The organism is Psychrobacter immobilis, assembly GCF_904846185.1.
Taxonomy (GTDB): Bacteria; Pseudomonadota; Gammaproteobacteria; order Pseudomonadales; family Moraxellaceae; genus Psychrobacter; species Psychrobacter immobilis_B.
In genome coordinates this window covers 184019-202053 of record NZ_CAJGZQ010000001.1, presented here as the reverse complement: position 1 = coordinate 202053, position 18035 = coordinate 184019, and the positions used below count along the sequence as shown (strand labels likewise).

At 44.5% G+C, this 18035-nt stretch carries 15 protein-coding genes; 9 read left to right on the top strand and 6 right to left on the bottom strand.

Annotated features, from left to right (window positions below; all coding sequences use genetic code 11):
- Nucleotides 1-6: 6 nt before the first annotated feature.
- Nucleotides 7-135, bottom strand: a complete 129-nt coding sequence (locus tag JMW94_RS14945) for a hypothetical protein (RefSeq protein ID WP_265088293.1) — start codon at nucleotides 133-135, stop codon at nucleotides 7-9.
- Nucleotides 136-616: 481 nt separating this feature from the next.
- Here JMW94_RS14945 and JMW94_RS00860 point away from each other — a divergent pair, with 481 nt between their 5' ends.
- The 9 genes from JMW94_RS00860 to JMW94_RS00820 all read left to right on the top strand — a co-directional run bounded on the left by JMW94_RS00860 (nucleotide 617) and on the right by JMW94_RS00820 (nucleotide 11472).
- Entirely contained in the window at nucleotides 617-1945 is a 1329-nt protein-coding gene (locus JMW94_RS00860) for an efflux RND transporter periplasmic adaptor subunit (protein WP_201599801.1), read from the top strand.
- The gene (locus JMW94_RS00855; RefSeq protein ID WP_055125402.1) at nucleotides 1942-5043 is read left to right on the top strand and encodes an efflux RND transporter permease subunit; all 3102 of its coding nucleotides are present in this window, start codon (nucleotides 1942-1944) and stop codon (nucleotides 5041-5043) included. Before JMW94_RS00860 ends, JMW94_RS00855 begins: the two co-directional genes overlap by 4 nt.
- 199 nt (nucleotides 5044-5242) lie before the next feature.
- Entirely contained in the window at nucleotides 5243-5857 is a 615-nt protein-coding gene (locus JMW94_RS00850) for a YceI family protein (RefSeq protein ID WP_055125401.1), read from the top strand.
- Between the two features lie 372 nt (nucleotides 5858-6229).
- The gene (locus JMW94_RS00845; protein WP_201599799.1) at nucleotides 6230-7267 is read left to right on the top strand and encodes a DUF1852 domain-containing protein; all 1038 of its coding nucleotides are present in this window, start codon (nucleotides 6230-6232) and stop codon (nucleotides 7265-7267) included.
- A 54-nt stretch (nucleotides 7268-7321) separates the two neighbouring features.
- Nucleotides 7322-8368, top strand: coding sequence for a methionine synthase (locus JMW94_RS00840; RefSeq protein WP_045445767.1), 1047 nt, complete (start codon nucleotides 7322-7324; stop codon nucleotides 8366-8368).
- A 136-nt stretch (nucleotides 8369-8504) separates the two neighbouring features.
- Nucleotides 8505-9005, top strand: a complete 501-nt coding sequence (locus JMW94_RS00835; protein ID WP_201599797.1) for a flavin reductase — start codon at nucleotides 8505-8507, stop codon at nucleotides 9003-9005.
- 77 nt (nucleotides 9006-9082) lie between these two features.
- Complete coding sequence (locus tag JMW94_RS00830) at nucleotides 9083-9916, top strand: sulfite exporter TauE/SafE family protein (protein WP_201599788.1); 834 nt, start codon at nucleotides 9083-9085, stop codon at nucleotides 9914-9916.
- Nucleotides 9917-10044: 128 nt separating this feature from the next.
- Nucleotides 10045-10371, top strand: a complete 327-nt coding sequence (locus JMW94_RS15075) for a LysE family translocator (RefSeq protein WP_413786172.1) — start codon at nucleotides 10045-10047, stop codon at nucleotides 10369-10371.
- Between the two features lie 156 nt (nucleotides 10372-10527).
- Complete coding sequence (locus JMW94_RS00820) at nucleotides 10528-11472, top strand: EamA family transporter (protein ID WP_201599772.1); 945 nt, start codon at nucleotides 10528-10530, stop codon at nucleotides 11470-11472.
- Between the two features lie 159 nt (nucleotides 11473-11631).
- Here JMW94_RS00820 and truC read toward each other — a convergent pair whose 3' ends face one another.
- From truC to thiL, 5 genes are all read right to left on the bottom strand, one after another.
- On the bottom strand, nucleotides 11632-12402 hold the full coding sequence (gene truC / locus JMW94_RS00815) for a tRNA pseudouridine(65) synthase TruC (RefSeq protein ID WP_201599770.1): 771 nt from the start codon (nucleotides 12400-12402) through the stop codon (nucleotides 11632-11634).
- A 274-nt stretch (nucleotides 12403-12676) separates the two neighbouring features.
- Nucleotides 12677-14521, bottom strand: coding sequence for a glutamine--fructose-6-phosphate transaminase (isomerizing) (gene glmS, locus JMW94_RS00810; RefSeq protein ID WP_201599768.1), 1845 nt, complete (start codon nucleotides 14519-14521; stop codon nucleotides 12677-12679).
- Nucleotides 14522-14768: 247 nt separating this feature from the next.
- Nucleotides 14769-16151, bottom strand: a complete 1383-nt coding sequence (glmU, locus tag JMW94_RS00805; RefSeq protein ID WP_201599766.1) for a bifunctional UDP-N-acetylglucosamine diphosphorylase/glucosamine-1-phosphate N-acetyltransferase GlmU — start codon at nucleotides 16149-16151, stop codon at nucleotides 14769-14771.
- Nucleotides 16152-16408: 257 nt separating this feature from the next.
- Complete coding sequence (locus tag JMW94_RS00800) at nucleotides 16409-16987, bottom strand: phosphatidylglycerophosphatase A (RefSeq protein ID WP_201599765.1); 579 nt, start codon at nucleotides 16985-16987, stop codon at nucleotides 16409-16411.
- 3 nt (nucleotides 16988-16990) lie between these two features.
- The gene (gene thiL, locus JMW94_RS00795; protein WP_201599763.1) at nucleotides 16991-18034 is read right to left on the bottom strand and encodes a thiamine-phosphate kinase; all 1044 of its coding nucleotides are present in this window, start codon (nucleotides 18032-18034) and stop codon (nucleotides 16991-16993) included.
- Nucleotide 18035: the final 1 nt, after the last annotated feature.

The window sequence follows — 18035 nt, the reverse complement described above, 5'->3', positions numbered from 1 at the left end:
ACAAAGCTATTTGGCTTTTTTCGACTTTTTCAATGACTTCTTAAGATCTTTGAGGTCTTTCTTTTTCTGCTTAATTTTTGCTTTGGTATCTTTAATTTCTTGCTTAAGCTTCTTTACGTCTGATTTATTAGCCATGATGGATTCCTTTATTAGTAGAGTTATCTTAATAATGACAAATTACCCCATAAATACAAGTCTAAACTGTAGGCCGTATGTATCATTAGTTTTTACGAGTGATTGTTCCAACTATAATGGGCGCATCTTAATTCATTCAATATGACAACATATTTGGTCATTTTTTCATTGGCTGAATAAGTTTTAAGCAAGGAGTTTTGTGCGAAGAAGACTTATGCAATGAACTAGGAATACGCTGTCTTTTGCCTTTATTTATCGTTCAACTGATAATCTTTGCTACTAATATCTTTATTAAGTTCAATGTCTTATTATATCTTGATGACTATCAACAATTGACTATGTAGATACTTAACATAATTGACCCAATGACGAGATAATCTACAATGATAAAAGACTATTTTTGATAAGCTCTGCCTGTATCATTTTGTTTCCCTTATACTTTTTACGGCGTTAGTACCGTGCTTATTTATAGAGACCGACCATGAGTGATTTTGAACACCCTAATAATAAGCAAGCACCGACTAGCGAGCAAGAAACCAACATTGAGCCACCTCAACCATCTGAGCTACCACCGTATCGCCAGTCTGATACTTTGTCTAAAAAAACCGCTTCAAAATTACCGTTATGGTTGTTACCCGTATTGGCAGCCGTGCTTATCATTGGTGTGCTACTTGGAAAGTATTGGGGCGGTAGTGATAAAGCCGTGACGGATGAATCGCCAGCTTCTAGTCGTACTTCAAGTGATGGTGCCACTGTAAACGCTACAAGTACTGAGCAGGCGGTATTGTCAGTAGAGACGGTCAGCCCAAGCCAAGATGATATTGGTAACACACTCAGTGCTGATGGCACCATTGATGCCAAAGATACGGCGAATGTCAGTGCTAAAGTCAATGGCGTGGCTATCGAGCGTATATTGGTCGAAGAAGGTGATCGCGTCAAAGCGGGTCAAGTCTTGGCGATATTTGATACCGATGCTATGGAGCAGCAAGTCTTGCAAGCAGAGGCAGATGTTGCCGAAGCAGAAGCGACGCTTGCCAATGCCAGCGCTGATGCTGCCCGTGTATTGCCACTGCTTGATATTGATGCCATTAGCAAACAAGAAGCCGATCGCTATCGCACTGCAAAACTTCAAGCACAGGCTGCGCTACAAGCCTCCAAAGCGCGTCTGAGCACTCAGCGCTTGAGTGTAGATAATGCAACAGTGGTCGCACCCGTCAGCGGTGTCATCAGCGAGAAAATGGCGGAGGTCGGTATGGTTGCTGGTGGCGAGCCATTATTTACTATCATTAAAGGTGGGATTTTGGAATGGCGTGCAGATATTGATCCCAAGCTTGTTGGTGAAGTCAGTGTCGGGACGCCAGTACGGGTGAGCTTACCAGATGGTGAAACGGTAATGGGGAAAGTGAGCCGCATAGCACCAACGGCGGACAACAACCGGCAGATTACTATCTATGCGAGCTTGGCAGCCAATGCAAAATTACGGGCAGGTATGTATCAAACGGGTGAGTTCCTATTAGGCAGTGCCAGTACGCAAACGGTGCCCAATAGCGCTATCGTCAGCAACGATGGCTATGATTATGTGATGCTAGTAACCAATGTGACCACTCAAGATGGTCAGACCATGGGTCGTATCAAGCAACAACGAGTGACATTGGGCAAGCGACTTGGCGAAAATGTGGCAGTGCTAGAGCCATTGCCTAGTGACAGTCAAATTGTCAAACAAGGCGGCAGCTTTTTAAATGATGGAGATTTGGTGCGTATCGTTGATGGTGTTAGCCAAACGAGTACAGCAGGGCAGGCACAACCATGAGTTTAAATGTTTCTGCTTACTCGATAAAAAATCCTTTAGTTGCCATTTTGCTATTTATACTACTGACGTTAGGCGGTATTTATGGCTTTATGAAAATGAAGGTGCAGCAGTTTCCTGATATTGACTTACCTGCAGTCGTGGTCACGGTGACTTTACCGGGTGCCGCGCCATCACAGCTCGAAAACGACATCGCAAAAAAGATAGAAAACAAGCTTACCAGTATTGAGGGCATCAAGCATATTCGCACCACGTTACAAACGGGTGCTGCCACCATGGTCACAGAGTTTGTGTTAGAAAAGGATATTCAGGAGGCGGTCGATGATGTGCGCTCGGCCGTAGGCGAGGTACGCGGCGATTTGCCTGCCGCGGCTAATGACCCTATTATTACTAAAGTTTCAACCGCAGGATTCCCCGTTGTCACTTATTCTGTGGCTTCTGAAAACATGAATGTGGAAGACTTGTCTTGGTTCGTCGATGATACGGTCACCAAGCGTCTTTCTGATATACCGGGTGTCAGCACGGTTAGCCGTATTGGTGGTTTGCAGCGTGAGATTACCGTCGCAGCTGACCCGATTACCTTGAGTGGTCTTAAGCTCTCTATCACACAACTATCCAATCAAATCACGGGTATTCAGCAGGACAGCTCTGGTGGTGAAGCAGAAGTGGGCAAAACCACCCAGACGATTCGTGTCCTTGGTGCGGTGGAGCGGGCAAGTGAGCTCAATGATTTACAAGTGGCAATCCCAGCAGGTGGTACGCAAGCGCTTGGACGTATGGCACAAATCACAGATGGCGCGGCTGACCCAAGCTCTATTGCTAAGCTTGACGGGCAAACGGTGGTGGCATTTAACATCACCCGCTCGCGTGGTGCCAGTGAAGTCGAGGTCATGGAACTGGTTGATGCAGAGCTTGCCAAGCTGTCAGCCGATGTAGGTAACATCACGATTGAAAAAGTCTATGATCGGGCAACGCCCATCGCTGAAGATTATCAAGCTTCTTTACGGATGCTGATCGAAGGTGGTCTGTTAGCAGTCGTCGTCGTATTCTTATTTTTGCGCAATATTCGGGCGACGATAGTTGCTGCTGTCGCCTTGCCATTATCAGTGATTCCCACCTTTTTAGGTATGTACTTATTTGGCTTTAGCCTCAATATTATATCTTTGTTGGCGTTGTCGTTAGTGATCGGTGTATTGGTCGACGATGCGATCGTCGAGGTCGAAAATATCATACGGCATTTACGCATGGGCAAGACACCGTATGAAGCGGCGATGGAAGCGGCTGACGAGATTGGCTTGGCGGTAGTCGCCACCACCTTTACTTTGATTGCCGTGTTTTTACCCACCGCCTTTATGGGTGGTATCGTTGGACAGTTTTTCCGTCAGTTTGGCTGGACGGCTGCATTGTCGATTTTTGCGTCTTTGATGGTCGCGCGCCTTATCACACCGATGATGGCAGCGTATATATTGCGACCAGAGAAAAAACACGTTGAGAAGCAAAGCGCGCTGATGGGTTGGTATCTCAAAATAGTGGCATGGACACTGCATCATCGCTGGCTGACGATGGGTGCAACTTTAGTGTTATTCGTGGCGTCACTGATGCTTGTCAAATTACTACCAACATCGTTTATTCCTGATAATGACATTGACCAAACTCGTGTGGCGATTGAGTTGACACCTGACGTTGCGCTGGAAGACACAGAGCGCGTTGCTGCGCTGGCAAGTGAGCGTATTTTAGCAATGCCTGAAGTCACCAATATTTTTACCTCAGTCGGTGAGGCTCAGGCTAGCATGGACTCAAACTCTAGTGGTGGCAAAGCCGAAAATATAGCAGGTCTAGACATCGTGCTAGCACCACGTGCAGAGCGCGGCTCTAAGCAAGAGATTGAACGTCAAATAAGTAGTTTGTTGGCAGAAGTGCCAGGTGCGCGCTTTACCGTCGGTTTGTCGAGTGGTGGAGAGAGTGGTTACAACTTCTCTATGACCAGTACCAATCCGCAATTGCTTGAACAAACCGCTCAGCAAATCATGTCAGAAATTCGAGGGCTGCCCAGTGCTGGCTCCGTGACCAGTGACCGCAGTTTACCGCGTCAAGAGTTAACGGTGACGCCAGACAGACTGGCGATGGCGGATAAAGGGGTGACCACGCAAGACATCGCTACGACGTTACGAGTGGCGACGGTGGGTGACTATGAGCAGCGTTTATCCAAGCTCAATTTGGATACGCGGCAGATTCCTATCGTCATTCGTCTACCAGATGTTGCCAAACAAAATGTCAGTCAATTAGAAGGTCTATATGTACCGAGCTCGTTACCAGCAGGACAGGGTGTACGTGTGGGTGAAGTCGCGTCATTAGACTTTGGCACTGGGCCTGCGCAGATTAGCAGGCTCGATCGGGAACGCGCCATCAGTATCACGGTGCAACCTGCGAGTGGCGAGCTTGGAGATTTGGTACAAGCGGTTAAATCAGTACCTGCCATGCAACAACTACCGCCTTCCATTACCATTATTGACCAAGGTCAAGCAGAAAACATGGCTGAGCTATTCAGCGGTTTTGTGATTGCGATGTCGGTCGGTGTGGTTTGTATTTTAGGCGTACTTATTCTATTGTTTGGGCGTATATTGCAGCCTTTTACCATTTTGATGGCATTGCCTTTATCGATAGGCGGCGCTTTTGTAGGCTTGGTTATTACCAATAGCAGTCTTTCTATGCCGTCGATGATTGGCTTTATTATGCTAATGGGTATTGCCACCAAAAACTCTATCTTACTGGTCGATTATGCACTGATTGCACAGCGTCGAGGTTTGGCGCGTTTTGAGGCTATTATCGATGCTTGCCGCAAGCGGGCGCGTCCTATTATTATGACTACTATTGCGATGGGGGCAGGTATGTTGCCCTTAGTCTTCGGTTGGGGTGATGCTGATCCAACCTTCCGTCGTCCGATGGCTGCTGCGGTACTGGGTGGTCTGGTGACTTCGACGTTATTAAGCCTTGTGGTGATTCCCGTGGTTTATACTTTGATGGATGATTTGTCAGGATGGTTTGCTAAATGGCTCGTACCTAGTGGCAAAGAGCAGACAACGACAGATAGTAAAGTATGATTTAATGGATTTATTTGATCATATCTATGACGTAGCGTTAGCAGTGAGAATGCTATGTCTAAAATAGACAAGCCCATACTTATTGATTAAGTATGGGCTTGTTGTCATTATATAAGAGAGCAATTATAAGAGCAGAATCACAAGCACAGTCACAAAGGATGTGATTGCTCTATCATTTATACAGCAAAGGAATGTTACTATGAATCAAATGTCCCTCTCGACAGTCATACTGTCCTCTCGAAAGCCGCTACTAACCTTAAGCATAAGCATGTTAAGTATCGCCAGCAGTCAGGCGAGGACTTACGATATCGACCCCACCCATACCAATGTACGCTTTGCTATTGACCATTTTAATACCTCTACCAACACAGGTGGCTTTTATAATATCACTGGACATTTAGATTATGACCCAGCGGCTCAGACCGGTAATATCTCGCTAGTAATTCCTTTGAATAGCCTAAATACAGGCAATACAGCATTTGATATTACGTTAAAAAGCGCAGATTTTTTCGATATTGAGCAGTTTCCACTGGCGCAATTTGAGTCTACCAAATGGTATTTTACGACTGATGGTAGTGGCTCAAATGTCAGCAAAGTCGATGGTATGTTGACACTACACGGCAAGACTAACCTCATTACGCTAACGGCCAGCAAGTTCAATTGCTACCTAAATCCAATATTAAAAAAACCAGTTTGCGGTGGGGATTTCACAACGACCATTGATCGCACCAAATGGGGCATCAGTAAATATACATTATTAGGTATTACTGAAAAAGTTCAGCTAAATATTCAGATTGAAGCTGCAAAGCGCTAACACAATCAATAGAAAGCAATTCTCTATTTATATTATCGAAAAAAGGGCTGAGACTTAGAAAATAAGTTTCGGCTTTTTTAATGAGAGAACCCTTAGATTCGTTAGTTAGTTTATCGAAATTTTCTTTATGCTTTCACTGGCGTAGCTCATTTTTCTACAGGCTTATTTTTTGCTGAATGATCCTATCGAGCAAGTCATAAAGTCTCCGCTATCCAATCTCATGTCATACCATAACTCATTAACATGAATTATATTCATCTTATATTTAAATAGTATCGTTTTTATTCATGTAATAGTTTAGGTATGATTCACTTCATACACAAATTTGGTTTTATCTCAAATAATGAGAGTAGATTAGGGTAGCGGATTATCATGAGTAAAGAATTTAGCTGTGCAATTAAGCGCATTCGTTTTGATGAAAACTATCATCCTGCAAATAGCACGCGTCTGACGACGAACTTTGCGAATTTGGCGCGTGGCGAGCATCGTCAAGAGAACTTAAGCAAAACATTAAGAATGATAAATAATCGTTTTAATGCTTTGGCACATTGGGATAATCCCACCGCAGATCGTTATTCTGTTGAGGTTGATATTATTTCTGTCGACATGGATGTGGCAGGAAATGGCGATACTTTCCCTATCATCGAGATGCTGCAAACAACGATTGTGGATCATAAAGAGAACACCCGTATTGAGGGTATGATTGGTAATAGTTTCTCATCTTATGTGCGCGATTATGACTTTAGCGTGGTCTTATTAGACCATTTCGATAAACATCCATCATCTGCGCCGCCAGTAGATTTCGGTGACTTACATGGCAAACTGTTTCAGTATTTATTGAATTCAGAAGCTTACCAAGCTAATTTCACCAAGAAGCCTGTGATTTGCTTGAGTGTTTCCACCAGTAAAACCTATCAACGTACGACCAATCAGCACCCTGTATTGGGCGTTGAATACAAACAAGATGGCTGTTCTTTGAACAAAGGATCGTTGACTGATGAATATTTTTCTAAAATGGGCTTAACGGTTCGCTACTTTATGCCTGCTGGCAGTGTTGCACCTTTAGCCTTTTATTTCTCGGGTGACTTGATTAGTGATTACACCGATCTTGAGCTAATCAGTGCGATTGCTACGATGGAGACTTTTCAAAAAATCTACCGACCTGAGATTTATAATGCCAATTCGGCAGCGGGTCAAGTGTATCAACCGAGTTTGAAGTACCAAGATTATTCCCTAACGCAAATCGTCTATGATCGTGCAGAGCGTAGTCAGATGGCAGTGACACAAGGTAAATTCACCGAAGAGCAGTTCATCAAGCCATACCAAACCATTCTTAATGAGTGGGCAGCAAGCTATGATGTGACAAGCAGCATTGCTCAAAAAGAAGCCGTTAAAAAAGCCGCGGCATAGCCAATATAAATGTAGCCGAAAAGTAGAATACCAATAAATAAGAAGATGAATCGTATGACAATATTATTACCGACACAAAAGTTATTACCGACGTCAACGGCTGGCAGTTTACCGAAACCTTCTTGGCTTGCAGAACCTGAAAAAATCTGGTCACCTTGGGCATTAGAAGGTGAGCAACTGCTTGAAGCCAAACAAGACGCACTGCGTTTGACATTGCAAGAACAAGTGCATGCAGGCATTGATATTGTCAGTGATGGCGAGCAAACTCGTCAGCACTTTGTGACCACCTTTATTGAACATCTGGATGGCGTCGATTTTGAGAAGCGCGAGACCGTGCGCATTCGTAATCGTTATGATGCCAGTGTACCGTCAGTTGTGGGCGCGGTAAGCCGTCAAAAGCCTGTATTTGTTGATGATGCTAAGTTTTTACGTGCACAAACCGATCAGCCGATCAAATGGGCACTGCCTGGTCCGATGACCATGATTGATACCTTGTATGATGGTCATTATAAAAGCCGTGAAAAATTGGCTTGGGAGTTTGCTAAAATCTTAAATCAAGAAGCGAGAGAGTTAGAAGCGGCTGGGGTGGATATTATCCAATTCGATGAGCCTGCATTTAATGTGTTCTTTGATGACGTCAACGACTGGGGTATTGCCACGTTAGAGCGTGCTATTGAAGGTCTAAAGTGTGAAACGGCGGTGCATATCTGCTACGGTTATGGCATCAAAGCCAATACTGATTGGAAAAAAACACTGGGTTCAGAGTGGCGCCAATATGAGCAAGCCTTTCCTAAGTTGCAACAGTCGAATATTGATATTGTCTCTTTAGAGTGTCAAAACTCACATGTACCGATGGATTTGATTGAATTGATCCGCGGTAAAAAAGTGATGATAGGTGCCATTGATGTGGCAACCAATACCATTGAGACCCCTGAAGAAGTGGCAAATACGCTACGCAAAGCATTGCAATTCGTCGATGCGGATAAGTTGTATCCTTCGACCAACTGCGGCATGGCACCACTATCGCGCCAAGTGGCACGAGGTAAGCTGCAAGCGTTAAGTGCTGGCGCGGCAATCGTGCGTCAAGAACTGACCGCTTAGGGTTCATTGAATAAACTGATGCAAAATTTAGCTTTTATAGGTTGGGTTTTTAACCCCGTTTATACTAGCTTGTTTAAACTCATGAGTGACCTCAGTTATCAATGAACTTAAAGATTTAAAATTTAGGAGTTAAGTCATGATCGAAGCCACCGATTTTAGAGATGGTATGTCTTTGTTAACAACAGCGGTCAATGTCATTACCACAGAAGGCAGCGCTGGTACTCATGGGTTTACCGCATCTGCGGTGTGTAGCGTTACCGATACACCGCCAACCTTGCTGGTTTGTATGAACCAGACGTCTCGCTCACATGCCCATTTTATTGAAAATAAAATATTAAGTGTCAATGTTTTAGGCGCACAGCATGAATCAATATCTAACGCTTTTGCCTCCAAATTGAGTTCACAAGAGCGATTTGAATATGGCTCTTGGTCACCGCTCAAAACAGGCGCTCCCGTTTTAGAAGATGCGTTGGTCAGTTTTGATTGTGAGATTGAGGACATTCAGCAAGTGGGCACGCACAGTGTTTTCATGTGCCGAGTGGTCGCCATTAGACAAAGTGAGCAAGAGGAGAGTTTGGTGTATTTTAATCGTGCCTATTCTCGGGTTGGTCAAGTGGATCAAGCAGAAATCGCCTAAGTTGGCTTTTTAACTGATTGATTGTCACTGAACTAAAATAACCATCGTACTAACTCTACATAAGAAGTAAATATCCCGTGGAATTAATCGTTTTTTTAATCATAGGTGCGCTAGCAGGATTTGCTGCGGGGCTATTTGGTGTGGGCGGTGGCACAATTATCGTGCCATTATTATTCATCGTCTTTACGCAAATGGGTTACAGCCCTGACAATATCATGCATTTGGCATTGGGGACGTCACTGGCGACCATCATTGTCACCTCTATCAGCTCGCTCATGGCACACAATAAAAAAGGCGCAGTCATGTGGCCTGTCTTTAAAAATCTGGCACCAGGCTTAGCGATTGGTTGCTTTTTAGGGGCAGGGATTGCAGGGCAGATATCTGGGCTGTATCTTCAACTCATTGTTGGGGTGTTTTTGCTGTGGGTCGCCTACAAGATGTTTTTCGGTGGCAAAAAACAGGTTGCTAATCCTGCTAGCAATTCTAGTAGTGCCGATGATGCTAATACACAACTGCCTTCAAAACCTAAGCAATTAGCAGCAGGTGGGGTTATCGGTATCGCTTCTGCCATTTTCGGTATTGGCGGCGGTAGCTTAACCGTGCCTTATCTCACGCGGTATGGTGTTGTGATGCAAAAAGCCGTTGGCACCTCAGCAGCTTGTGGTCTGCCGATTGCTATTGCTGGAGCATTAGGTTTTATGTTCTTTGGGATGCAGCAACGAATTGATGTGCCTAACACCATTGGCTTTGTGCACATTTATGCCTTTTTAGGGATCAGTATCATGAGCTTTTTTACCGCCAAGCTAGGCGCGAAAGTTGCTCATATACTATCACCAGAGCTTTTAAAGAAATGCTTTGCGGTGTTATTAACGGTTGTGGGGTGCTATTTCCTGTATAAGGGATTGGTTTAAGTCTTTATATTGGCGCGTTTAAACTGCAACGTTTAGATCGTTCAAAATTTTATTTTGAGTGGTTCTCTTATATCAGTCTGCTTTAAGTGGTCTATTAATGGGTCTAAATGGTGAAGTAACTGGTTCTGTTGGGGTATACTCTTTTGTTTTTCAAAATGGCCTTTGGAAAGAGAAAATCATTTGTCCTAGAGACTGACAACACGTTAGATGTGAGTAGCACAAGTGCTGGTAGGTTGTTCAAAGAAGGTTTGCTAACCTCCCTTTCTAACCCAAAACCTATCGTGTTTTTTATGGCTGTATTTCCGCAATTTATCGATACTGAACAAGCCTATCTTTCTCAATTTCTCATTTTAGCTTCAGCTTTTTGCCTCTTGGTCTTACTGATCCATTTTTGCTATGCAGAAGCGTTTGCTTTAGCCAGTCGGTATCTATGGAAAGCTCAAGATAACCTCTAGTTAATTACAAAAATAGGCGGTGCAATATTAATGCTCATTGCCGTTCTATTGTGTGTAAGTGTAGTACTCACTCTCTAAAAGCATCCTATGATTAATACGAGATTGTCATAAAATTTTTAAATATAATAATCAGCCATAACTTCCTAGGCCAACTACATGACTCCTATATACACTGCATTGGCTGTACTGGTTACTTTTATTTGGGGTGTGAACTTTACTTTTATTGCATGGGGGCTTGAAAGCTTTCCACCGCTAATGCTCACCGCCCTGCGTTTTTTCTTTACCGCTGTGCCACTGGTTTTCTTTCTGAAGCCGCCCAAATTTAACCGTACATTACTTATCTATGCTATCGGTACGTTTGTCATGCAGTATGCTTTTGTCTTTACTGCCATGCACTTAGGGGCATCAGCAGGATTGACGGCATTATTGCTACAAATTCAAATTTTTATTACCGTATTGTTGGCGTATTTTATACTGGGTGAGGCAGTGAGTCGCATGCAAATCATCGGTATGCTGGTCGGTGTGCTAGGGCTTAGCGTCATCGCGTTGAACCTTGGTGGTGATATGCCTCTGGCTGGGTTTGTCTGTATCTTGATTGCTGCCATAGGCTGGAGCTTTGGTAACATTGCTTCAAAACAGGCGTCAACACAAGTGACGAAGCAAAGATCAGACGGGGCTATTATTTCGTCTAATACTGGAAGGAATAAGGCATCCGCGTTGTCTGCTCTCGCTCTCGTGGTTTGGGGTGGTCTGATCGCTTGTGTGATTTTAACGCTATCTTCTCTCATATTTGAGACCGAGGCATGGCAGCTGGCGACGTTTAACGAGGCATCGCTTAAGTCTTGGTTATCACTTGGGTTTATCGTGTATGTCTCAACGCTGATAGGCTTTGGACTGTGGGCGCACCTGCTTAGTCAAAATACGGCTTCTAAGGTTATGCCGTTTGCTCTATTGGTGCCAGTATTCGGTATGACAACCTCAGTGCTGCTTACAGGAGAGGTCGTGACATGGTGGAAGATGCTGGCAATGATATTGATATTGTCGGGGTTGGTGCTAGCGAATATAAAAATGAAACTGGGAAGAAAGCGCCAGCCAATATGATGTTAGCTTTTCTTATTTCTATAACAGCGCTTACGGTAAATAAAAATCCAAAAGCTCATAGCCGAAGATTGAAGTCCTTACTAGGGTACCGAACCTTCATATCTAGAATCAATATGTCGACTTCTTTGATATGACTATCTAAGATAAAACCTACGCTGTTTAATCTTTAGCGCTGTCTACCCAAGAAAACTCTTCTAAGATACGCATCCATTGGTCATCTAATTTAGCTTTTAGCAATAATGGCTCACCAGTGACGGGGTGGCTAAGCGCTAACGTTTGAGCATGCAGCAGCATACGCGTACAGTCATAGTGAGTACGAAAAAATCGTGTGTGACGGATATCGCCGTGGCTGGTATCACCCATGATATGATGGAATACATGTCGCATGTGCCGACGCAGCTGATGCTTACGCCCAGTCTCGGGTGTCAAGCGCACAAGACTATAGCGGCTCGTGTTATGCTTTTTTGATACGGCAAATGGTAGCTCGATTTGTGCCAAACTTTGCCAATGGGTCACCGCCTCTTGAGCGGGTTTGTCCAAATCAGCAAACTTATCGGCGATGGCATCGGGCTGAAAGCTCAACGCATAATCAACGGTGCCTTGTTCTGACATATAGCCGCGCACCACGGCTAAATATTGCTTGGTAACTTTGTGTTCAGTAAAAGCCTCGCCAAGGCTGCGCGCCACGGCTGAGCTCTTGGCAAACAATAATACGCCCGATGTGGGCTTGTCTAACCGATGCACTGGAAATACATGACAACCTACCGCATCACGGGTGAGCTGCATGGCAAAGCGCGTCTCGCCTTTATCCAGCCAACTGCGATGCACCAATAGTCCAGCCTCTTTATTAATTGCCACCAGAAATTCATCTTCATAGATTATTTCTATTTGACTAGCGATTTGATTGGCGGTGTCGTTTTCGATATCCATGTTCTCATTGTCCATACTGTATAGTCAGAGCATTTTTAAACCGCTACGGTGTTACCCGCCCTAGATGTACTCAGTGTACTATCTGCGGTCGGTCGCCTTGTAGCGATTCTAAAATTCCTTGACTATAGATACTATAATTATATAAGTAATTGATATTTTTCTATTTTGTTATTCACAAAAAAATCCTTCGCTATCTTATTCGTACCAGATAGCGAAGGACTCGGTGTAAAAAGCAACTGATTAATGATAATATTATTAAAATCAAATACTTATATTACTCAACAGTCACTGATTTAGCAAGGTTACGCGGCTGATCGACGTCTGTACCGCGCATTACGGCGACATGGTATGACAACAGCTGTACGGGTACGCTGTAGACGATAGGGGCAAGCGTTTCACAAACATCAGGCACATAGACCACATGCAATCTGTCTTCTGCGACCATTTGACTAGATTCGCTGGCAAAAACGAACAGCTCACCATGACGCGCGTGTACTTCTTGCATATTGGCTTTTAGCTTATCAAACATGCTGTCTTTTGGCGCTAGTACGACGATGGGCATGTCTTTATCGACCAATGCCAATGGTCCATGCTTGAGCTCGCCTGCTGCATAGCCTTCAGCATGAATATAAGAGATTTCTTTCAGCTTTAACGCGCCTTCTAGCGCTATTGGAAACTGCAAACCTCGACCTAAGAACAAGCAGCTCTTTTTATACTCAAAATGCTCACTCATGGCTTTGATAGGCGCATCGAGGTTTAAGCTGGCATGTAGTTGACCACGTAGCTCTTGTAATTGACCAAGCAAGGTACTCAGGTTTTCGCCAGTCATGCGCTCCTGAACGACACCCACTTTTAAGACCAATAGCATTAAAGCGGCGAGCTGAGTGGTGAAAGCTTTGGTAGAAGCAACACCAATCTCGGGACCAGCAAGCGTTGGTAAAAAGATATCCGTCTCACGTACCAAAGATGATGTTGGTACATTACATAAGGCTAAGCTGACTAGACCTGCTGGCGTGTGCTTTTGAATATCACGTAGCGCCGATAACGTGTCTGCCGTTTCGCCAGATTGAGAAATACAAATGACAAGTGTGTTGTCGATGACGACAGGATTACGATAGCGGAATTCACTAGCGACTTCAACGGAACAAGGTACACGAATAAGGCTCTCAAACCAATATTTTGCGACCAAGCCTGAGTGGTAACTGGTACCACAAGCGATGACTTGGACATGCTTGATGCCTTTTAATTGCGCTTCATGACGCTGTAAAAAATCATCGCGCAGTTTAGATGGCTCATCACTATCTACAGCCATCTCAACAGTACGGGCGACCGCGTCTGGCTGCTCATAGATTTCTTTGAGCATATAATGCTTAAATTCACCTTTATCCGCATTGTGCTGTGCCGCATCAATTTCATGTATCTGACGTTTTACTTCGACACCATCGGCATAAACCTGAATGCTACTGCGCGTCAATTTGGCGATATCACCTTCTTCTAGGTACATAAAGCGATTGGTGACCGGTAGCAGGGCTAATTGATCAGAGGCAATAAAGTTCTCACCGATACCCACACCAATCACTAGTGGAGAGCCTAAACGAACGGTAATCAATTCTTCTGGGCAGTCGATATGTAGAATACCAAGGGCAAATGCGCCATGTAATAACGGAATAACGGCACGAACCGCTTCTAGTAAATCAGGTGTGGTTTTGTAGATATCATTGATTAGATGAGCGACGACTTCGGTATCGGTCTGCGACGTAAATACGTAACCTTTAGCAATCAATTCTTCTTTTAATTCGGCATAGTTTTCAACGATACCGTTATGTACCACAGCGATTTTTCCTGATACGTGCGGATGGGCATTACGCTGTGCCGGCTCGCCATGGGTTGCCCAACGTGTATGCGCAATACCAATATGACCATCGAAAAATTCAGGATTAACTGCCACAGCATCGACCAATGCTTGCACTTTACCCACTTGGCGCTCGCGATGGAGTTCGCCATCACGAATGACGGTCAGACCGGCAGAATCATAACCACGGTATTCTAGACGCTTAAGACCCTCAAGTAAGATACTAGCGATATTACGCTCAGCGACTGCTCCAACGATTCCACACATAACTATTCCTTAAATTCGATGTTTCATGTTTTGATTTTTAAAGGCTTCAATGTTTCAATGCTTAACCGCTCAAATGCTTTGAGAGGCGATAATGTTCAGTCAATAAATAATAGAAGTCTATACTGGCAGAGCTTTTATACTACCAATTTTGACGTTATAAATATAAGGAAGCAGCATCACAAAAATTGTCATGCTGCTTAGTATTACTTCAATAGATACTGTTCAGAATGCTTGTGATTGACCATTGCTATTTTGACTTTTTGGTCGGACGCTGAAAGTCGTTTTTCTGAGTTTGTCGTGCCCGTCCAAAGGCTAATGCTTTACTGTCGACGTCTTTAGTAATCACTGAACCTGCGGCAACCGTAGCGGTATCACCAATAGTCACAGGTGCCACTAAACTTGAGTTCGAGCCAATGAAGGCATTGTCTTCAATGATAGTTTGTGATTTATTGACACCATCATAATTGCAAGTAATCACGCCAGCGCCGACATTGACATCTGTACCAATGGTCGTATCACCGATATAACTCAAGTGATTAACCTTGCTACCATGACCGACCGTTGATTTTTTAATCTCGACGAAATTACCAACTTTACTATTGTCAGCCAATACGGTTTCAGGACGCAAATGGGCGAAAGGACCGACATCAACACCTGCCCCAATCTCAGCGCGATCAATCACGCAATAAGGTTTTATGTGGCAGGCATTACCAATGTGGGCGTTTTTGATGACACAGCCCGCTTCGATATAAACATTGTCACCTAAGACACAATCACCCTCGAATACCACACCCACATCGACAAACACATCTTGACCCGCAGTCAAGGTACCGCGAATATCAACGCGCGTCGGATCAGCAAACTGCACGCCCGCTTCTTGTAAGTCGGCAACCAGTTTGCCTTGCCAAGTGCGCTCTAAGCTCGCAAGTTGTTGGCGGTTATTGACGCCTTCAATCTCAAAGGTATGCTCAGGCTCAATCGCGACAATATTAATACCTTCAGCGACCGCCATTTTGACGATATCCGTCAGATAGTATTCTTGCTGCGCATTGTCATTAGACAGTTTTGGCAGGTATTTATGCAATAACGCATTATCGACGCAGTAAATACCGCTATTAATCTCTTGGATTTTCTGCTCATCGGCGCTGGCATCTTTTTGCTCGACGATGGCTTCGATGTTGCCGTCTTTGTCACGTTTGATACGACCGAGACCAAAAGGATTATCTACGGTCAACGTCAACATCGACATGCCCTCGGTGTTAGCCGCTTGTAGCGTTGCTAATGTCTGGCAGCTGACTAATGGCACATCACCATAGAGAATCAGGCTTTGCCCTTCTTTGGGTAATTCCGACAGGGTCACTTTTACCGCATGTCCAGTACCTAATTGCTCAGTCTGAGCAACCCAAGTAATAGGCAAGTGCGCATATTGAGCATTGATATCTGCTTGGACTTGCTCGCCACCAAAACCATGAACAATAATGGTGTCATCAACCGTTAATTGATGACACGTATCAAGGACATGACCCAATAACGATTTACCAGCCAATGTCTGTAGTACTTTTGGCTTGGCCGACTGCATACGCGTGCCTTTGCCCGCAGCGAGGATAATTACCGAAAGAGGAGATGTCATAATAGCCTACAAATGTAACAAAATATAATTTAGAATTATAGCGCAAACCGTCATTTAACTAAAACGCTATGTCGTGACATCTTTGTAACTTACGTTGCTTGTCATGGGCTTACCATTTACTGGTGGCTTGCTGATAAATTGGCTATCGTCACAAACGCATTACTAAAAAAGTGCGAGAGTTAAAAAAATGATGGACTATAAACGACAATCGGTTATGAAAGACCGTCGCTTATATAAAAGCGAGGCTAATTTAACAATTAAAGGATGGTGGTATAAATAATGATCCAAACGGCTGCTGCCATGATACCTGCGATGATGTCATCAAGCATGATACCTAGGCCGCCTGCGACTTTTTTATCTGCCCAGCCAATCGGTGGTGGCTTAATAATGTCAAAAAAGCGGAACAATATAAAGGCGATAATAATGGCAACAATAGAAGAGGTTTGAGCGATATTTTGCCAAAAATTACCGTCAGCGATACCCATATAAGATAGCGGCAGTAGGGTAAGCCACATGCCTGCCCATTCATCCCAGACGATATGCGGGTTATCATGACCACCCATTAGCTCTGAGGTACGACCGCATATCCAACTACCAATCACACAAGAGAGAATGGTAATAATCAAAAATGGCACGAATCCTAAGTTTAGCAATGGTATCGCGACGATTAAGCCACCAATTGTGCCCCAAGTACCGGGTGCACGGCGAGGCAGACCACTACCTAAACCCAACCCAAGCCAATAAACTACGCGGTCAAGCATATTGGCATTGGCGGGTAGCGGCGGGCAATCATTGGCTTTACGGATATCAGGCTTAGATAGGTTGTGATCAATCATGGGTTAACCTGCAAAATGTTGGTAACCAGTAAGGTCGGGCCATGTTGAAAATGGCGCGGAATGAGTTGGGGTGACTAGTTGTCCTTGATAAAATAACTCAGGACGTAAAGCGGTAGATGTGTCTGTGTATTTATGATTTGTCATCGCAGTCACCTCACCGATACAGGTGACTGGCGTGTTGCTGTTGTTATTAACACGAGGTTCGATATCAGCAGGCAAAGTAAAAGCCAATTCGTAATCATCACCACCCGTCAGTTGGCATAATAAGCGCTCAGATAAATCTACGCTTGCTAATGGCTTGCTAGTAGGTAGCTGCTCTAGATTAAGGCGCATACTAACGCCGCTTTGCTGGCAGATATGGCTAAGGTCTTGATAGAGACCGTCAGAGATATCTATCATCGCTGTAGCACCAATTTTTGCTAAGGCTGCCCCTAAGGCAATACGCGGGGTCGGCATGTGCAATCGATGTGCAAGCTCTAGGCCTTGAGCATTGTCAGGATGTTGTAGGGCATAGGCGGCATCGCCGAGCGACCCTGATACATATATTTTATCGCCCACTTTCGCCCCTGAGCGGTAAACAGCTGCCGTGTTGGCATCAAGCAATCCTTGTGCGCTGACACTTAATATTAAGCTATCACTACGCGTGGTATCACCACCAATAAGGGCAACCCCGAATAATTGGCAGGCATGAAACAAGCCTTTAGCAAATTCACTTAACCATTGCTCATTCGCCAAGCGTTCTGGTAATGCCAACGCTAGCAGAATGCTATGCGGGGTTGCACCCATCGCAGCAATGTCTGAGACGTTAACCGCAACCGCTTTATAACCGATGGCAAATGCCAGTTCATTGACTTGTTGCCAATCAGCGCTAAAGTGACGACCTTGGACGAGTGTATCGATGCAACTGACCAAGCGCGCGCCTGCAGGCAAGCTCATCACCGCGGCATCATCACCAATGCCTTTTTCGACACTGCCTTTTTTGACAATGCTGGACAATGACTGTGGCATTTGGGAAAATATGCGCTCGATCAGCTCAAATTCGTTCATG